The organism is Streptomyces sp. NPDC052064 (assembly GCF_055585925.1).
In genome coordinates this window covers 583861-600788 of record NZ_JBVJJE010000002.1, presented here as the reverse complement: position 1 = coordinate 600788, position 16928 = coordinate 583861, and the positions used below count along the sequence as shown (strand labels likewise).

General features: G+C 70.9%; 15 protein-coding genes. 7 read left to right on the top strand and 8 right to left on the bottom strand.

All coding sequences use genetic code 11. The features are described from left to right. Positions 1 to 138: 138 nt before the first annotated feature. A complete protein-coding gene (locus ACZ6TU_RS07350; RefSeq protein ID WP_467679256.1) occupies positions 139 to 936 on the top strand; it encodes a carbon-nitrogen family hydrolase in 798 nt (265 codons plus the stop codon). Positions 937 to 972: 36 nt separating this feature from the next. Here the strand turns inward: ACZ6TU_RS07350 and ACZ6TU_RS07345 are convergent, their stop codons facing one another. Both ACZ6TU_RS07345 and ACZ6TU_RS07340 read right to left on the bottom strand, forming a co-directional pair. Next, complete coding sequence (locus tag ACZ6TU_RS07345; RefSeq protein ID WP_469547267.1) at positions 973 to 1464, bottom strand: LURP-one-related/scramblase family protein; 492 nt, start codon at positions 1462 to 1464, stop codon at positions 973 to 975. Then, entirely contained in the window at positions 1461 to 2459 is a 999-nt protein-coding gene (locus ACZ6TU_RS07340; protein WP_467679252.1) for a GlxA family transcriptional regulator, read from the bottom strand. Before ACZ6TU_RS07340 ends, ACZ6TU_RS07345 begins: the two co-directional genes overlap by 4 nt. A gap of 52 nt (positions 2460 to 2511) precedes the next feature. Here ACZ6TU_RS07340 and ACZ6TU_RS07335 point away from each other — a divergent pair, with 52 nt between their 5' ends. Both ACZ6TU_RS07335 and ACZ6TU_RS07330 read left to right on the top strand, forming a co-directional pair. After that, on the top strand, positions 2512 to 2937 hold the full coding sequence (locus ACZ6TU_RS07335) for a cupin domain-containing protein (RefSeq protein ID WP_467679250.1): 426 nt from the start codon (positions 2512 to 2514) through the stop codon (positions 2935 to 2937). Then, positions 2934 to 4751, top strand: a complete 1818-nt coding sequence (locus tag ACZ6TU_RS07330; protein ID WP_469547264.1) for a thioredoxin-like domain-containing protein — start codon at positions 2934 to 2936, stop codon at positions 4749 to 4751. Before ACZ6TU_RS07335 ends, ACZ6TU_RS07330 begins: the two co-directional genes overlap by 4 nt. A 12-nt stretch (positions 4752 to 4763) precedes the next feature. On the opposite strand, the gene ACZ6TU_RS07325 is transcribed toward ACZ6TU_RS07330, so the two are convergent. The 4 genes from ACZ6TU_RS07325 to ACZ6TU_RS07310 all read right to left on the bottom strand — a co-directional run bounded on the left by ACZ6TU_RS07325 (position 4764) and on the right by ACZ6TU_RS07310 (position 9250). Next, positions 4764 to 5012, bottom strand: a complete 249-nt coding sequence (locus ACZ6TU_RS07325; protein ID WP_467679246.1) for a DUF6458 family protein — start codon at positions 5010 to 5012, stop codon at positions 4764 to 4766. Between the two features lie 86 nt (positions 5013 to 5098). Next, positions 5099 to 6397, bottom strand: a complete 1299-nt coding sequence (locus ACZ6TU_RS07320; protein ID WP_467679244.1) for a M18 family aminopeptidase — start codon at positions 6395 to 6397, stop codon at positions 5099 to 5101. Positions 6398 to 6470: 73 nt separating this feature from the next. Beyond that, positions 6471 to 8297, bottom strand: a complete 1827-nt coding sequence (locus ACZ6TU_RS07315; protein ID WP_467679242.1) for an acyl-CoA dehydrogenase — start codon at positions 8295 to 8297, stop codon at positions 6471 to 6473. A 134-nt stretch (positions 8298 to 8431) separates the two neighbouring features. Further along, positions 8432 to 9250 carry an intradiol ring-cleavage dioxygenase gene (locus ACZ6TU_RS07310; protein WP_469547261.1) on the bottom strand — a complete coding sequence of 273 codons (819 nt, stop codon included), beginning with the start codon at positions 9248 to 9250 and terminating at the stop codon, positions 8432 to 8434. A 121-nt stretch (positions 9251 to 9371) separates the two neighbouring features. Here ACZ6TU_RS07310 and ACZ6TU_RS07305 point away from each other — a divergent pair, with 121 nt between their 5' ends. Continuing rightward, positions 9372 to 9836, top strand: a complete 465-nt coding sequence (locus tag ACZ6TU_RS07305; RefSeq protein WP_030846788.1) for an SseB family protein — start codon at positions 9372 to 9374, stop codon at positions 9834 to 9836. A 35-nt stretch (positions 9837 to 9871) separates the two neighbouring features. Here ACZ6TU_RS07305 and ACZ6TU_RS07300 read toward each other — a convergent pair whose 3' ends face one another. After that, positions 9872 to 10609: a TetR/AcrR family transcriptional regulator C-terminal domain-containing protein gene (locus tag ACZ6TU_RS07300; RefSeq protein ID WP_467679238.1), complete on the bottom strand. Its 738-nt coding sequence runs from the start codon at positions 10607 to 10609 to the stop codon at positions 9872 to 9874. Positions 10610 to 10751: 142 nt separating this feature from the next. On the opposite strand from ACZ6TU_RS07300, the gene ACZ6TU_RS07295 reads away from it, so the two are divergent. The 3 genes from ACZ6TU_RS07295 to ACZ6TU_RS07285 all read left to right on the top strand — a co-directional run bounded on the left by ACZ6TU_RS07295 (position 10752) and on the right by ACZ6TU_RS07285 (position 14751). Then, positions 10752 to 12251, top strand: a complete 1500-nt coding sequence (locus tag ACZ6TU_RS07295; protein ID WP_469547258.1) for an MFS transporter — start codon at positions 10752 to 10754, stop codon at positions 12249 to 12251. Positions 12252 to 12422: 171 nt separating this feature from the next. Further along, a complete protein-coding gene (locus ACZ6TU_RS07290) occupies positions 12423 to 13400 on the top strand; it encodes a pirin family protein (protein WP_467679234.1) in 978 nt (325 codons plus the stop codon). A 256-nt stretch (positions 13401 to 13656) separates the two neighbouring features. Then, positions 13657 to 14751 (top strand): AI-2E family transporter, encoded by a 1095-nt coding sequence (locus ACZ6TU_RS07285; RefSeq protein WP_467679232.1) that lies wholly within the window; start codon positions 13657 to 13659, stop codon positions 14749 to 14751. On the opposite strand, the gene ACZ6TU_RS07280 is transcribed toward ACZ6TU_RS07285, so the two are convergent. Further along, entirely contained in the window at positions 14706 to 16847 is a 2142-nt protein-coding gene (locus ACZ6TU_RS07280) for an ATP-binding SpoIIE family protein phosphatase (RefSeq protein ID WP_467679230.1), read from the bottom strand. The genes ACZ6TU_RS07285 and ACZ6TU_RS07280 overlap by 46 nt on opposite strands. Positions 16848 to 16928: the final 81 nt, after the last annotated feature.

Genomic DNA, 16928 nt, shown 5'->3' with positions numbered 1-16928 from the left:
GGGAGGTGGCGGCTGTCGGCGGGTGTCTTGGCAGCTAAGTTACGCTGCTGTGAGGCACCCCGGCAGTGCTTTCGTGTGACGATCGTAGGCCCGGGGGGAAGCCCTTGTGGACGGGTCGAATGCCAGGACGGTGGTAGTGTGCGCGCCTCTGTGATCCAGATCGCCGTAGACGAGGGCGAATCGGTCGAATCCCGCCGCCGACGAGTGGCCTCGATGGTCCGGGACCAGGCCGGGGCCGATCTCGTCGTCCTGCCGGAGCTGTGGACCACGGGTGCCTTCGCCTACGAGGGTTTCGGGCAGGAGGCCGAGCCGCTCGAAGGGCCGACGTACGAGGCGATGGCGAAGGCCGCGAGCGACGCGGGCGTGTGGCTGCACGCGGGCTCCATCCCCGAGCGTGACCCGGACGGTCCCCTGTACAACACCTCCCTCGTCTTCTCCCCCTCCGGCGACCTCGCCGCCGTCTACCGCAAGATCCACCGCTTCGGCTTCGACAAGGGCGAGGCCGTGCTGATGAGCGCGGGTGCCGAGCTGGTGACGGTCCGTCTGCCGTCGACCACACTGGGCCTCGGCACCTGTTACGACCTCCGGTTCCCCGAACTGTTCCGCGGTCTGGTCGACGCCGGTGCCGAGACGCTCGTGGTCCCGGCGGGCTGGCCGGAGCGCCGCCGGTCCCACTGGACGCTGCTGGCGCAGGCGCGGGCGGTCGAGAACCAGTCGTTCGTCGTCGCGTGTGGAACGGCCGGGACGCATGCCGGAGTTCCCCAGGCCGGTCACTCGATCGTGGTCGACCCGTGGGGCGAGGTGCTGGCCGCGGCGGGCGCCGACGAGGAGGTGCTGACGGTGGAGTTCGACCCGGGAAAGGTCGCGACGACGCGGGAGCAGTTTCCGGCGCTGAAGGACCGGGTGCTGGGGCTCCAGACTCCTCGCAGGCCCTGAGGGCGCGTCCTCAGCGCACCCAGCGCACTCGCGTCCTCACTCCTCCCGCTCCTTCTCCGCCAGGTGGATCACACACACCGCTACCGCGATCAGCAGGGCCGGATCCGCGTCCTCGCGGACGACCTCCACGCCGTAGGTGTCCCGTACGGTCAGCCACCGCCGGGAGATCACCGCCAGCAGCTCCCCGTCGTACTCGACGGCGAACTCCCGGTCCAGGACCTTGCCGCTGACGTCCAGCACGCTGCCGTCGGCCAGGGACACCCGGTAGTGGTTGCGCAGCAGGGACAGCCGTTTCCGGCGGATCGTCGCCAGCGGCTCGCCACCCCGCTGGAGCACCATCGTGTCGCGCAGGGCGAGCATCTTCTGGTGGATGTCGACGAGGACGTGCCCCTGGGTGTCCTTCAATTCCCAGGTGTCCCGCAGGCGCAGGGCCTTGCCGTCGACGAGGAACACCTTGGAGCCGCGGTCGTCCTCGATCCAGTAGTCGTCGCCGAAGCCGAGGAGCCGGTCGTACACGAGGAATCTCATGACACCAGGGCTTCCCCGGCGCCCGCTCCGAAACGCCGTCGATAGGCCGACGGGCTGAGCCCGGTCACCCGCCGCAGCCGTGTCCGGAGGTTGGCGGCCGTGCCGAGGCCGCTGCGGGCCGCCACCACGTCCAGCCGTTCCTCGCCCCGCTCGATCAGCCGGCAGGCCAGCGCCACGCGCTCCCCGGTCAGCCACGCCAGCGGTGTCGTGCCGAGCTGGGCGCGGAAACGGCGGTGCAGCGTGGCGGCACTGACACGCGCGCGTGCGGCCAGGTCCGCCACCGTCAGCGGCTCGCCCAGCCGCTCCTGCGCCCACTCCAGCAGGGGTGCCAGGGACTCGTCCCGCACCTGAGGCACCGGGCGCTCCACGAACTGCCGCTGCCCGCCGTCCCGGTGCGCGGCGAACACCAGCCGCCGGGAGACGTGGTTGGCGATCTCGGCGCCGTGGTCCCGGCGCCAGACGTACAGCCCGAGATCGAGCGCGGCCGCGCTGCCGGCGGCGGTGAGGAGGTCGCCCTCGTCCACGAACAGCACGTCCGGCTCCAGCAGCACCTTCGGGTGCAGCAGGCGGAAGGAGTCCGCCCAGCGCCAGTGGGTCGCCGCCCGCCGCCCGTCCAGCAGTCCGGCCTCGGCCAGCGCGAAGGTGCCGGTGCAGAAGCTCATGATCCGGGCGCCACGCGCGTGTGCGCGCCGGATGGCGTCGAGCACGGCGGGGGCACGCGGTACGACGTTGTCCGGCCGGCCGGGCACGACCAGCGTGTCCGCCCGGTCCACGGCGTCCAGGCCCAAGGCGCCCGTGAGCGTGAAGAAGCCGTGGTTCATCCGGATCTCCGGCGCGGGCGTGCACAGCGTCACCTCGTACAACGGCCCCGGCAGCCCCAGCTCGGGCCGGGGCAGTCCGAACAGTTCGGTGGCCACACCGACCTCGAAGGGGTTGGTGCCCTCGTCGACGATCACGGCGACCTGGTGGGGGCGGTGCGAGGATCCTTGCGGCATGTGCGATTTCTAGCACTCGTGCCAGACGCGCGAAACCCCTGAAGATCGCCTCATGACCCAGGAACCCGTCTCCCTCGCCCACGCCCTGGCCTCCTTCTCGGAGCAGTGGAGCCCGCGCATCGTCACCGCCGTCAACGACTACGACGTCCGCGTCGCGAAGGTCGAGGGCGAGCACGTCTGGCACGTCCACGAGCACACCGACGAGTTCTTCCTCGTCCTCGACGGCGAGCTGCACATCGGCCTGCGCGAGCCGTCCGGTGAGCGCACGGTCGTGCTCCCCCGGGGCAGCGTCTTCACCGTCCCGCGTGGCACCGAGCACAAGCCGTGCGCCCCCGTCCCGACCGCGATCCTCGTGTTCGAGCCCACCGGCACCCTCACGGTCGGCGACCGCCACGACGACGTGCCCGAGCACGTGGACGCCACGACCGGTCACGCGCTGGACCGGCTGTCAGTGCCGGATGACACCCTGGACGCATGACCGACACCGCATCCCGACGTGTCCGCGTCCGCGCCCCCGAGCTGACCGGCAAGGGCGGCTGGCTGAACACGGGCGGGCAGCAGTACACCCTCGCCGACCTGCGAGGACGCATCGTCATCCTCGACTTCTGGACGTTCTGCTGCATCAACTGCCTGCATGTCCTGGACGAGCTGCGCGAGCTGGAGGCCAAGCACCGGGACACGGTCGTGGTCATCGGAGTGCACTCGCCGAAGTTCGTGCACGAGGCCGAGCACCAGGCGGTGGTGGACGCCGTCGAGCGCTACGGCGTGGAGCACCCGGTGCTCGACGACCCGGAGCTGGCCACGTGGAAGCAGTACGCCGTGCGGGCCTGGCCGACGCTCGTCGTGATCGACCCCGAGGGGTACGTCGTCGCGCAACACGCCGGTGAGGGGCATGCCCACGCCATCGAGCGGCTGGTCGCGGAGCTGGAGGCCGAGCACGAGGCGAAGGGCACGCTGCGGCGCGGGGACGGGCCGTATGTGGCGCCGGAGCCGGAGCCGACGGTGCTGCGGTTCCCGGGGAAGGCGCTGCTGCTGCCGTCCGGGACCTTCCTGGTGAGTGACACCACCCGGCACCAGCTGGTGGAACTCGCCGAGGACGGCGAGAGCGTGGTGCGGAGGATCGGGTCCGGTGCGCGCGGGTTCGCCGACGGACCGACGGACACGGCCACCTTCAGCGAGCCGCAGGGGCTCGCCCTGCTCGACGACGGTTCGGTGGTCGTCGCCGACACCGTGAACCACGCGCTGCGGCGGCTGGACGTCACCACCGGCGAGGTCACCACCCTCGCCGGCACGGGCCGGCAGTGGTGGCAGGGCTCACCCACCTCGGGCCCGGCCCGCGAGGTCGACCTCTCCTCCCCCTGGGACGTCGCCCTCTGGCAGGGCAAGGTCTGGATCGCCATGGCCGGCGTCCACCAGCTGTGGGCGTACGACCCGGCCGAGGGCACGGTCGCGGTCGCGGCCGGGACGACGAACGAGGGGCTCGTGGACGGCCCGGGGGCCGAGGCCTGGTTCGCGCAGCCCTCGGGCCTCGCCGCCGCCCCCGACCGCCTCTGGCTCGCCGACTCCGAGACGTCCGCCCTGCGCTGGGTGGATCCCGACGGCTCCGTCCACACCGCCGTCGGCACCGGCCTGTTCGACTTCGGCCACCGGGACGGCACCGCCGAACAGGCCCTGCTCCAGCACCCGCTGGGCGTCACCGCGCTGCCGGACGGGTCCGTCGCCGTCGCCGACACCTACAACCACACCCTGCGTCGCTACGACCCCGCGACCGGTGAAGTCACCACCCTGGCCACGGATCTGCGCGAGCCCAGTGACGCGGTGCTCGTCGGCGACGACATCGTGGTCGTGGAGTCCGCCCGCCACCGGCTGACCCGGCTGCGGCTGCCGGAGGAGGCGGTGAAGGTGCCCGAGGTCGCCCACCGTACGCAGCGGGAGGCCACCGAAGTCACCCCCGGGCGGCTCCGGTTGGACGTGATCTTCCAGGCTCCGGCGGGCCAGAAGCTGGACACCAGGTACGGCCCGTCCACGCGTCTGCTGGTCTCCTCCACCCCTCCGGAGCTGCTGACCGACGGCGAGGGCGCGGGAACCGAGCTGTCCCGCGCCCTCGAACTCGACCCCTCCGTGCCGGAGGGTGTGCTGCACGTCTCCGCGATGGCCGCCTCCTGCGACGACGACCCCGACAACGAGTACCCGGCCTGTCACGTCCACCAGCAGGACTGGGGCGTGCCGGTCCGTCTCACCGAGTCGGGGACGGACCGGCTGCCCCTGGTCCTTGCCGGGATGGACACCTGATCCGGGCGGGGATCACACCCCGTACCCGTCGCTGTAGCCGTCCCGCGTGGGGCGCCGTCCGTCGTCCACGACCGGCGTCGTGGGTGGCATTACCACGCGCCGGCGCCTGGCGATGCTGCTGAACGTCGTGACGCCGATCAGTCCGACGATCATCAGGATCACGCCGACCAGGTCGACGTTGACCCCTTGCATGTCCCAGTCGGTCGCGAACGTGAGGATGGCTCCCACGGCGATGAGGATGATGCATCCGCCGAGGCCCATGAGTGTCGCCTCCCTGTACGGTCCGGTCGTTCCGGTCCGCACACCGGGTACCCCCGAGGGGAACACCCATGCGGTGACAGCTCGTTCTATCCCTCGAGGAACGCCGTCAACGCGTTCGCGAGCAGGAACGGGTCGTCGGCTCCGCACAGTTCGCGTGCGCTGTGCATCGACAGGATGGCCACGCCGATGTCGACGGTCTTGATGCCGTGCCGGGCGGCGGTGATCGGGCCGATCGTGGTGCCGCAGGGCATGGAGTTGTTGGAGACGAAGGACTGGAAGGGCACGCCGGCCGCCTCGCAGGCCGCCGTGAACTCGGCGCGTCCCGAACCGTCCGTGGCGTAGCGGTTGTTGACGTTGACCTTGAGGATCGGACCGCCGTTGACGCGCGGGTGGTGCGTCGGGTCGTGCCGCTCCGCGTAGTTGGGGTGCACGGCGTGGCCGGTGTCGGAGGACAGGCAGACCGTGCCGGCGAAGGCGCGGGCCCGGTCCTCGTAGGAGCCGCCGCGGGCGAACACCGAGCGCTCCAGCACGTTGCCGAGCAGCGGTCCGTCCGCGCCGGTGTCCGACTGGGAGCCGTTCTCCTCGTGGTCGAAGGCGGCCAGGACCGGGATGGAGGCCGGCTTGGACGCACCGGAGGCCACGGCGGCGAGGGCCGCCGTGCCGGCGTGCACGGACAGCAGGTTGTCCATGCGGGGGCCGGCCAGCAGTTCGCGGTCGCGGCCCAGGTAGGCGGGCGGTTCCACGGAGTGCGTCATCAGGTCCCAGCCGGTGACCTCGCCCGCGGGGATGCCGGCCGTCTCCTCCAGGAAGGCGATCAGGTCGCCGTCGCGCACGTCGTTGCCCAGGCCCCAGACCGGCTGCATGTGCCGCTGCTTGTCGAGCTTGAGGCCGTCCGCCGTCACTGAGCGGTCCAGGTGGATGGCGAGCTGCGGGACGCGCAGCAGCGGCCGGTCGACGTTGACCAGGCGCGTGGAGCCGTCGCGCAGGGTCAGCCGGCCCGCGAGGCCCAGGTCGCGGTCCAGCCAGGAGTTGAGCAGCGGTCCGCCGTAGATCTCCACGGCCACCTGGCGCCAGCCGTGCGCCCCGCTGTCGGGGAGCGGCTTGACGCGCAGGTTGGGGGAGTCGGTGTGGGCGCCGACGATCCGGAACGGCGTGTGCGGTGCGGCGCCCTCCGGCACGTACCAGGCGATGATCGCGCCGCCGCGCAGCACGTACTTGCCGCCGCTCGTCCCTTCCCAGGCGTCCGTCTCGGCGACCTGCCTGAAGCCTGCCTTCTCCAGCCGTTCGGCAGCTGTGGCCACGGCGTGGTACGGCGACGGGCTCGCCGCCAGGAAGGTCATGAGGTCGTCGGTGTGGCCGCGGTCGAAGCGGGCTGGTTCGCTCATGGGTTCACCTTAACGACGGACGAGGGCCCGTTCCCCTGGAAGGGAACAGGCCCTCGAACAGAGGACGTGAGGGTCAGAACGCGGCCTCGTCCAGCTCCATCAGGTCCAGCTCGACACCCTCGGCGACCTTGCGGGCCAGGGTGACGCCCGGCAGGACATTGGCGGCGAAGAACTTGGCCGCGGCGATCTTGCCGGTGTAGAAGGCCTTGTCCTTGGCGGAGGCGGTCTCCAGCTTCTCGGCCGCGACGGACGCGCCCTTGAGCAGCAGGTAGCCGACGACGACGTCACCGGAGGCCATCAGCAGGCGGGTGGTGTTGAGCCCGACCTTGTAGATGTTCTTGACGTCCTGCTCGGTGGCCGCGAGGTCGGTCAGCATCAGGCCGACGATGGCCTCCAGCTCGACGGCGGCCTTGGCGAGGTGCTCGCGGGCACCGGCCAGCTCCTCGCCGCCCGTGCCGAGCGCCAGGAACTTCTTGATGTCCTCGGCGAGGGAGTTCAGTGCGGCGCCCTGGTTGCGGACGATCTTCCGGAAGAAGAAGTCCTGGCCCTGGATGGCCGTGGTGCCCTCGTAGAGGGTGTCGATCTTGGAGTCCCGGATGTACTGCTCGATCGGGTACTCCTGCAGGAAGCCGGAGCCGCCGAAGGTCTGCAGCGACTGGGCGAGCTGCTCGTAGCCCTTCTCGGAGCCGTAGCCCTTGACGATCGGCAGGAGCAGGTCGTTGAGCGCGTGCTCGGTGGAGGCGTCCTCGCCGGCGGCCTCCTTGATCTGGATCGAGTCCTGGACCGAGGCGGTGTACATCACCAGGGCGCGCATGCCCTCCGCGTACGCCTTCTGCGTCATCAGCGAGCGGCGCACGTCGGGGTGGTGGGTGACGGTGACCTTGGGCGCGGTCTTGTCCATGAAGTTCGCCAGGTCGGGGCCCTGGACGCGCTCCTTGGCGTACTCCAGCGCGTTCAGGTAGCCCGTGGACAGCGTGGAGATCGCCTTCGTGCCGACCATCATGCGGGCGAACTCGATGATGCGGAACATCTGGCGGATGCCGTCGTGCTTGTCGCCGATCAGCCAGCCCTTGGCGGGGTGCTGGTCGCCGAAGGTCATCTCGCAGGTGTTGGAGGCCTTCAGGCCCATCTTGTGCTCGACGTTCGTCGCGTAGACGCCGTTGCGCTCGCCCAGCTCGCCGGTCTCGAAGTCGAAGAGGTACTTCGGGACGAGGAACAGGGACAGGCCCTTGGTGCCGGGGCCGGCGCCCTCGGGGCGGGCCAGCACGTAGTGGAGGATGTTCTCCGACATGTCGTGCTCACCGGACGTGATGAAGCGCTTCACGCCCTCGATGTGCCAGGAGCCGTCCTCCTGCTGCACGGCCTTGGTGCGGCCGGCGCCCACGTCGGAGCCCGCGTCGGGCTCGGTGAGCACCATCGTGGAGCCCCACTGCTTCTCCGTGGCGAACTTGGCTATGTGCTTCTGGACCTCGTTGCCCTCCTCGAAGAGGATGCCGGCGAAGGCCGGGCCCGAGGAGTACATCCACACGGCCGGGTTGGCGCCCAGGATCAGCTCGGCGTACGCCCAGATCAGGGAGCGGGGCGAGGTGGTGCCGCCGATCTCCTCGGGCAGGCCGAGGCGCCAGTACTCGGAGTCCATGAAGGCCTGGTAGCTCTTCTTGAAGGACGCGGGGACCGGCGCGGTGTTGGTCTCCGGGTCGAAGACCGGCGGGTTGCGGTCGGCGTCGATGAAGGACTCGGCCAGCTCGTTCTCCGAGAGGCGGGTCATCTCCTCCAGGATGCTCTTCGCGGTCTCGACGTCCGTCTCCTCGAACGGGCCGGTGCCGTACACCTTGTCGCGCCCGAGTACTTCGAAGAGGTTGAACTCGATGTCGCGGAGATTCGACTTGTAGTGCCCCATGGCGACGGCTCCCGGCTCCCTAGAGAGATCGGCGAGGCACTGGCTCCTCGCGCTAGTTCACGTACCAACAAGTAGCTACGATGATGCTACCCGCCAGTAATAAGATGCAACCCCATCCGGTCATCTGTGACAGGTCACACCGGAACGGTCAAGGCCGCGGTGTAGCCGTCCCCCGTACTGCCCGTCATCGTCGCCAGCTGCCGCTCGTGTCCGTCGCTGAAGATGCTGTCGTCCTCCAGGGAGAGACTGCTCAGGTTCCGCACGCTGTCGCCGTAGCCCTCCGTGGCGTACACGGCATCGCAGACGTCCCTCGGGAAGGCGAGCTGCGAGGTGTTCGTGATGGACGTGGCGGCGGTGGCGTCGGCCAGGCTGCCGTAGACCTCGAAGTGGATGTGCGGCCAGCGGCCCTGGTAGCAGCCGGGGAAGATGCTCGTGAACGTGACCTGGCCCTTCTCGTCCGTCTCCTGGACGCCCCGCAGGTAGTTCTCCTCGGTGACGCCCTCGGAGTACAGGGAGTAGGCGCCGTCCCGGTCGCAGTGCCAGAGGTAGACGGCGGCGCCCTGCTTCGGGGTCCCGCAGCCGGAGGCGGCGTCCACCACCGTGAGGGTGATCGTCAGGGGTACGCCTTCGGCGGTGCCGCCCGCGGAGTCGCCGAAGCTCCTGGTGATGTCGCCGCGGACGACCCCGCTCTCCTTCAGGACGTTCACGCCGTTCGAGCCGTCGCCGGGGAAGGGTCCGGCCGTCTCCTCGGGGATCTCCGCGCACCCGGCGGGCGAGGAGGCAGGGGAGGAGGAGGGGGACGCCGTGGTCTTCTCCTCCGTGGTGCAGCCCACCAGCGGGACCAGGCTCACGCCCGCCATCAGCCGGATCATCCGGCGGCGGGCGAGGACGGGCAGATCGTAGGAGAGGCCCCTGTCGTGCTCGTGCGGGCCCTCGTCATGGCGTCCGTTCATGGTTCGACGCTACGAGCGTCGCGCACGGCGATCCACGAGCCGGCGCTGTCAAGTCGCTGTCGGTTTGCCGGGCCTGCCGTACCGGCCCGCCCGCCCGGCCGCTCTCGGTACTCTTGCGCTCATGTACGGCTACGACCAGACAGCGGGCCCGCAAGGGCAGTACGCCCCTCCGCAGCAGCCGATGTCCGGCGGGTACGGACAGCAGCCGCCGCTGTACCCCGAGCCGTCCCCGCCCTCCCTGACGGACGCGGTGCGCGCGTTCACGACCGGGCAGATGGCCGCCGAGGACTTCCAGCAGGTCTTCGCGACGTCGAAGGTCTACTGCCCGCGCGGCGACAACCCCGGCTTCCTCGCCCTGCACAACACTCAGCAGCCGGTGATCCCGATGTTCAGCACGCTCAAGGAGCTGCGCCGGTACGCGGGCAAGGAGTCCAAGTACTTCGTGATCACCGGCGCCGAGGTGCTGGACCTGCTGCCGACCGGCTACGGCTTCGTCCTCGACATGGAGGGCGAGCACCGCATGGTGTTCGACGCGAAGGCCGTCGAGCAGATGGTCGAGTTCGCGATGCGCCGGATGTATGGCTAGACGCCATTGCTTCGCAGACGGCTAGCCTCCCCGGCTCACTCCGGCAGGCGCAGCGCCAGGCCGTCCAGGACGACTTCCAGGCCGTAGGCGAACTTGTCGTCGCGGAGCCGGGCGGGGTCGACGGCTTGGGCGGCGGTCGTGGCTTCGGCAGCCGCCAGGTGGTCGTAGCCGGCGGAGACCTGCCGTGCCGTGGGCAGCAGACGGGCGACGAACTCGGACTCGGTCTCGCCGGCGCGGGCGACCGTGGTGAGCCAGGCGGCCTCCGTGGTGGACATGCCGATGACGTACGAGAAGACGGCGTCGATCGCACGGCTCGGCTCGGGGAACCCCGCCGCGGTGAACAGGGCCGCGAGGCGCTCGGAGAAGCTCATGTAGTTGGGCCCGAGGTAGGCGAGCCCGGCCTGGCCCAGGACGAGGGTCAGCCAGGGGTGCCGTAGCGCCGTCGTACGGAAGGACCCCGCGGCCTCGGTCACCGCCGCGCGCCAGTCGGGGCTGTCGGCCGGCGGGACGTGGATCTCTGCGGCGACCTCGTCCACCGCCAGCTCCATCAGCTCGTCCTTCGTGGCGACGTGCCGGTACAGCGACGTCGCACCGGCGTTCAGACGGGCGCCGAGCTTGCGCATGCTGAGCGCCTCGATGCCGTCCGCGTCGAGCATCGCGATCGCCTCCCGCACGATCGCGTCCCGGCTGAGCGCTGGCTGATCGGCGCGGCGCTGCTCGCGGGCCCATACGGACGGGATCGGGTTCTTGTCCGTCGTCTTGCTGCGGCTCATCGACACTCCTTCTGCGACCTTCGGCACCTTCGTGCGAACAGCGTGCGCAATCAGCGTACAGAACTCCAGGCTTGCGCACAGTGTTCCGCTGCGCGTACAGTGTTCGCATCGAAGGAACGGTGTTCGCAGGAGGGGAATCGGAATGGACACTCGCAATCCACGCCGCTGGTGGATCCTGATCGTGCTGTGCCTGAGCACGCTCGTGCTGGTCGTAGACAACATGGCGCTCACGGTCGCGGTGCCCTCGCTGACCGAGGACCTCGGGGCGAGCGCCCAGGACATGCAGTGGATCCTCGACTCCTACACGCTGGTCTTCGCCGGGCTGCTGCTGACCTCGGGAAGCCTGGGGGACCGGTTCGGACGCCGGAAGGTGATGCTGATCGGCCTGCTGCTGTTCGGGGCGGCCTCGCTGGGGGCGGTGTTCTGCAGCACCCCGGGTGAGCTGATCGCGGTGCGGATCGCGATGGGGGTCGGCGGAGCGCTGATCATGCCGTCGACGCTGTCGATCCTGATCACCGTCTTCGACGAGGACGAGCGGCCCAAGGCGATGGCGGCGTGGGGTTCGGTGTCGATGCTGGGGCTGGTCGGCAGTCCGGTCCTCGGTGGTGTGCTGATCGACCACTTCGCCTGGCAGGCGATCTTCCTGATCAACGTGCCGATCGTCGCGCTGGCGGTGCTGGCCGGTGTGCTGCTGATGCCGGAGTCGAAGGCGCCCTGGCAGAAGCCGGATCCGCTGGGCGCGGTGCTGTCGGCGGTGGGCATGACGGCCCTGGTGTGGTGGATCATCGAGATTCCGCAGCACGGCGCGTTCGGCGGCCGTTCCCTCCTCGTCCTGGCCGTCGCGGTGGTCGCCCTGGCCGGCTTCGTGATCTGGGAGAACGTCACCCGCTCGCCGATGGTCCCGCTGGTCCTCTTCAAGCACCGCAACTTCAGCGGGGGTTCGCTCTCCCTGGCGCTCGTCCAGATCGGCAACGCCGGCCTGCTGCTGGTCCTGACCCAGTACCTCCAGTTCGTCCTCGGCTGGTCCGCCGTCAAGGCGGGCCTGGCCTTCCTGCCGCTGGCCGTGGCCGCCCTGGCGGGCAACACGGCCGGAGCGCAGCTCGCGGTGAAGGTGGGCAACCGGTTCGTCATCCTCGCCGGGATGCTGCTGATGGCCGCCTCCTTCGGGCTGCTGACCACGCTCAGCGCGGACAGCGGCTTCACGGTCCCGGCCGTGGCGCTGGGGATCCTGGGCCTGGGTGCCGGTCTGGCGATGCCGGCCGCGGTGGCCGCCCTGATGGGCACCATCCCGGAGGAGAAGGCGGGCGTCGGCTCCGCCCTCAACGACACCATCCAGCAGTCCGGCACCGCCCTCGGCATCGCGATCCTCGGCTCGCTGCTCTCCGGTGGGTACGCGGACGAGATGCCGGCCGGCGCTCCCGAGCAGGCCAGGGAGTCCATCGGCGGGGCCCTGGCGGTCGCGGGCGGCGACTCGGGCCTGGTGCGGGCTGCCCGGGAGGCCTTCTCCGCCTCGATGTCGACGACCTTCACGATCAGCGCGGTCGGTGTCCTGGTCGCGGCCGTCGTCGCCACGCTGGTGATGCGGGACCGCAAGCCCGAGCCCGCCGGGGCCGGGAGCGAGGAGACCGAGCTGGTCGCCTGACGCGGACGCACGAAGGCCGGCACCCCGATGCGGGGGTGCCGGCCTTTCGCCGTGCCGGTGTCCCGTGGTTCGCTGCGCCGACGCCCGGGAATGCCCTCCCGGTTTTCTCTGTTTGGAGTGGCAGAAAGTTCAACGCTCAACTAAAGTGGGCGTACACGAGGAGGAACCGACATGCCTGCTGTGACCGCCGAGAACCCGTTGACGCTGCCCCGCGTGACCGCGCCGACCGATGCCGTGACACGTCCCGTGCTCGCTGTCACGACCGCCCCGAGCGGTTTCGAGGGTGAGGGCTTCCCGGTGCGCCGGGCGTTCGCGGGGATCAACTACCGCCACCTCGACCCGTTCATCATGATGGACCAGATGGGTGAGGTGGAGTACGCGCCGGGCGAGCCCAAGGGCACTCCCTGGCACCCGCACCGCGGTTTCGAGACCGTCACGTACATCATCGACGGGATCTTCGACCACCAGGACTCCAACGGCGGTGGCGGCACCATCACCAACGGGGACACTCAGTGGATGACCGCGGGCTCGGGACTGCTGCACATCGAGGCGCCACCGGAGCATCTCGTCATGTCCGGCGGGCTCTTCCACGGCCTCCAGCTGTGGGTGAACCTCCCGGCCAAGGACAAGATGATGGCCCCGCGCTACCAGGACATCCGCGGCGGCTCGGTCCAGTTGCTCAGCACCCCCGACGGCGGCGCGCTGCTGCGCGTCATCGCCGGTGAGCTGGACGGGCACCAGGGCCCCGGCATCACGCACACGCCGATCACGATGATCCACGCGACGCTGGCGCCGGGTGCCGAACTCACCCTGCCATGGCGCGAGGACTTCAACGGCCTGGCGTACGTCCTGGCCGGGCGCGGCAGCGTCGGCTCTGAGCGCCGCCCCGTCCACATGGGCCAGACCGCCGTCTTCGGCGCCGGATCCTCGCTGACCGTCCGCGCGGACGAGAAGCAGGACTCCCACACGCCGGACATGGAGGTCGTCCTGCTCGGCGGGCAGCCGATCCGTGAGCCCATGGCCCACTACGGCCCGTTCGTGATGAACACCAAGGAAGAACTCATGCAGGCCTTCGAGGACTTCCAGAAGGGCCGGCTGGGGACGGTCCCGGCCGTGCACGGGATGACCGCGAGCGGACCGCAGGACTGACGCCGGCGCCGTCCGGGGGCGCCGAACGTGTGACGCCCCCCCCAGCGGCCCTGATGCCGGGCGGTCCCGCGGTGCGGAGTTCGCTGCCGACTCCGACGGCGGGCCCCCTCCTCCCGGTCGTCCGGGTGAGGCCGCAGGTTCCCTGCCGACGACGACGTGACCTGAACCGGCGATCCGGCCGACGGCGCTGACGTCCCGTCACCCGGGCGGGCCTTTCCGACGGGACGGCCCGCCCCGGCCATGGTCGGGTGGAGGCGTGCAGGACTCCGCCCCGACCGCTCCCGGCCCCAGGCCCCTCCTCCCGGACCCCCTCCGGCACCTCGCCGCCTGGTGCGCGCTCCTCCTGCTCGTGTCCGGAGTCGTCTACGTCGGGATCCGGCTGTGCGACGAGTTCCGGACCGCCGTCGTGCCCGTGCTGCTCGCGCTGCTCGGGACGGCCCTGCTCGGCCCCCTGCACCGGCGGCTGGTGAAGGCCGGGGTGCAGCGGTCGGTCGCGGCCGGGCTCACCTGTGTCGCCGTCGTGGCCGTGGTCGGCGGGGCCGTGTACATCGTGGTCGCCGCGCTCATCGACACGGGCGACGAGATCGTCGCCTCGCTCAAGCAGGCCGCGCGGGGCATCTCCGACCACTTCGGGGCGGCCGGGACCTCGCTGGACGACCTGGCCTCCAACGCCCGGGAACTCCTGGGCAAGTTCGGCGGCTCGGCCGCGTCCGGTGTGATCAGCGGGGTCAGCGTGGTCGGCGAGGCCATCGCCATGGCCGTGCTCGCGCTGCTGCTCGTCTTCTTCTTCCTGCGCGACTCGGACAAGGCCGCCGGGACGCTGCGGGCCCTGTCCCCGCGTGGCTCGGCCGACATCCTGGAGGCCATGGCACGGCGGGCCTTCCACGCCGTCGAGGGCTTCATGCGCGGCACCACCTTCATCGCGCTCATCGACGCGCTCTGCATCACCGTCGGACTGCTCGTCCTCGACGTGCCAGGGGCGGCCGGGCTGGGGGCGCTGGTCTTCGTCGGGGCGTACATCCCCTACCTCGGCGCCTTCATCTCGGGAGCCGTGGCCGTCCTGGTCGCGCTCGCCGACCGGGGCTTCGTCATCGCACTGTGGGCGCTCGGAGTGGTGCTCGCCGTGCAGGTGCTGGAAGGGCACGTGCTCCAACCGGTGATCCAGAGCCGGACCGTGCAGATGCACCCGGCCGTGGTCATGGTGGCGATCACGGCCGGGGCATCGGTGGCCGGAGTGCTCGGGATGCTGCTCGCCGTGCCGCTCACCGCGGCCGCCTTCGGCGTCCTCCAGGAGCTCCGCACCCGCTACGGGGACCAGGAGCCGTCGCCCGAGCCGTCCACGGACTCGTAGAGCTCGAACCAGATGCTCTTGCCCTCGCCGCGCGGGTCCACCCCCCAGGCGTGCGCGAGCAGTTCGATCAGCACCAGGCCACGGCCGGAGGACGCCAGCTCCCCGGGGCTGCGCTTGTGCGGCAGGTCGTCGCCGGCGTCGGTGACCTCGATCCGCAGTCGCCGCTCACCCACCCCGCCGGTGATCTCGGCGACGAGCAGCGCGTCGGAGTCGGTGTGCACGAGGACGTTCGTCAGCATCTCGGACAGCAGCAGCACCGCCGAGTCGACCTGGTCGGGGGAGGACCAGTCGTGCAGCAGATCGCGCAGTTGCCGGCGGGCCACCGCGATCCGCTCGGGCTCGGCCTGCGCGACCGTCAGCACCGTGCGCCGCGCCGGGAGCCGTACGGTCATGGCGTCGCCGCAACCGCAGCCCTCGCCCGGCCTGCTCAGCAGCAGCAGCGCGATGTCGTCCTCGCGGCGGTCGGCCAGCGGACCGGTGGTGTGGTGCGAGGACGGGCCGTGCACGGCCTGGACCAGGGCGTCGGCCAGCTCCTCCAGATCGCCCTTGTGGTCCTCGAGGATCACGCGCAGCCGCCGCCAGCCGGTGTCCAGGTCGTGGCCGCCGGTCTCGATCAGGCCGTCGGTGCAGAGCAGCATGGTCTCGCCGGCTTCGAGGGCGAGCCGGGTGGTGGGGTAGTCGGCGTCCGGGTTGATGCCCAGCGGCAGGCCTCCGGCCGTCGGCCGTGTCAGCACCGTGCCGTCGGCCATGCGGATCGCCGGGTCCGGATGCCCGGCGCGGGCGATGTCCAGCACCCCGTTCACCGGGTCGACCTCGACGTAGACGCAGGTCGCGAAGCGCGGGTCGGCGGGGTTCTCGTCGCCGATGCCGTGCAGGAAGCGGGACGCGCGGGACAGCACCGCGTCCGGCCGGTGCCCTTCCGAGGCGTACGCCCGAAGTGCTATCCGCAGCTGGCCCATCAGCCCCGCCGCGCGCACGTCATGGCCTTGTACGTCACCGATGACCAGCGCGAACCGCCCGCTCGGCAGCGGGATCACGTCGTACCAGTCGCCGCCGACCTGGAGGCCACCGCCGGTGGGAACGTAGCGGGCGGCGACGCTCATGCCCGGTATGCGCTGCGCACCCAGCCTCGGCAGCATCGTGCGCTGGAGCCCGTCGGTCAGGGCCCGCTCGCTCTCGGCCACTCCCGCCCGGGCCAGGGCCTGCGCCAGCATCCGCGCCACCGTGGTCAGCACGGACCGCTCGTCGGGGGTGAACGCGACCGGATAGGCGAAGGCCGCCATCCAGGCGCCCATGGTGCGGCCGGCCACCGTCAGCGGCAGGAACGCCCACGAGTGGCGGCCGAAGGGCTGGGCGAGCGGCCAGGTCAGCGGGTAGCGCGACTTGTAGTGCTCGGGAGAGGACAGGTACACGGCCCGGCCGGTCCGTACGACCTCGGCGGCCGGGTAGTCCGTGTCCAGCGCCATGTGCGTGAACGGGCTCTCGGCCGCCTGCTGGTGCGGGCCGTGGTGGCCGATGAGTGTCAGCCGATCGCCCTCCACGCTGAACACCGCGAGCCCGTCCGGCGAGAACCCCGGCATCGACAGGTTGGCCGTGACCCGCAGCACCTCCTGTGTGGAGCGCGCCTCGGCCAGTGCCCGGCCGGCGTCCAGAAGGAACGCCTCCCGGGAGCGCCGCCAGTCGCCGGTGACCGCGCTGCGCCCGGCCGGGGTGCCCGGCGTCGGCTCGGTGACCTCCTGGAGGGTGCCGATCAGCTCGTACGCCTTGCTCACCTGGTCGAAGGACGGCTTGGAGCGGCTGCGGACGACCCGTACGACCCGGCCCCGCTCGTCCATGATGCGCACCCGCACCTCGGCGAGGGTGCCCTCGGCGACGGCGAGTTGGACCACGCCGGTGATCTCGTTCCAGTCCACCGGGTGCATACGGGCCCGGGCCTGGGCCTGTGTGAGGCTGGTCTGCTCGGCGGGCAGCCCGAGCAGCCGTGCCGCCTCGGCATCGACCGTGACCAGCCCGGTGGCGGTGTCCCAGTGCCACAGGCCGGTCGCGAGGGCGGCGAGAACCTCCCCCACGGCGGGCAGAGGCTCGCCAGTGCGCATTGCCCCACTTTAAGAAGAGGTCATCGAACACTGCCACCGAAAACGGAAGGGAGTGATCGTCATACTGGAGGGGCGATCTCC

Bases quoted from the DNA above. Each gene is read 5' to 3' on its own strand.
- ACZ6TU_RS07325 (WP_467679246.1), bottom strand. From the start codon at position 5,012: ATGGGCCTCGGCGGATGCATCATCCTCATCGCCGTGGGAGCCATCCTC.
- ACZ6TU_RS07345 (WP_469547267.1), bottom strand. From the start codon at position 1,464: ATGAGATTCCTCGTGTACGACCGGCTCCTCGGCTTCGGCGACGACTAC.
- ACZ6TU_RS07330 (WP_469547264.1), top strand. From the start codon at position 2,934: ATGACCGACACCGCATCCCGACGTGTCCGCGTCCGCGCCCCCGAGCTG.
- ACZ6TU_RS07340 (WP_467679252.1), bottom strand. From the start codon at position 2,459: ATGCCGCAAGGATCCTCGCACCGCCCCCACCAGGTCGCCGTGATCGTC.
- ACZ6TU_RS07310 (WP_469547261.1), bottom strand. From the start codon at position 9,250: ATGAACGGACGCCATGACGAGGGCCCGCACGAGCACGACAGGGGCCTC.
- ACZ6TU_RS07305 (WP_030846788.1), top strand. From the start codon at position 9,372: ATGTACGGCTACGACCAGACAGCGGGCCCGCAAGGGCAGTACGCCCCT.
- ACZ6TU_RS07320 (WP_467679244.1), bottom strand. From the start codon at position 6,397: ATGAGCGAACCAGCCCGCTTCGACCGCGGCCACACCGACGACCTCATG.
- ACZ6TU_RS07335 (WP_467679250.1), top strand. From the start codon at position 2,512: ATGACCCAGGAACCCGTCTCCCTCGCCCACGCCCTGGCCTCCTTCTCG.
- ACZ6TU_RS07315 (WP_467679242.1), bottom strand. From the start codon at position 8,297: ATGGGGCACTACAAGTCGAATCTCCGCGACATCGAGTTCAACCTCTTC.
- ACZ6TU_RS07295 (WP_469547258.1), top strand. From the start codon at position 10,752: ATGGACACTCGCAATCCACGCCGCTGGTGGATCCTGATCGTGCTGTGC.
- ACZ6TU_RS07300 (WP_467679238.1), bottom strand. From the start codon at position 10,609: ATGAGCCGCAGCAAGACGACGGACAAGAACCCGATCCCGTCCGTATGG.
- ACZ6TU_RS07280 (WP_467679230.1), bottom strand. From the start codon at position 16,847: ATGCGCACTGGCGAGCCTCTGCCCGCCGTGGGGGAGGTTCTCGCCGCC.
- ACZ6TU_RS07290 (WP_467679234.1), top strand. From the start codon at position 12,423: ATGCCTGCTGTGACCGCCGAGAACCCGTTGACGCTGCCCCGCGTGACC.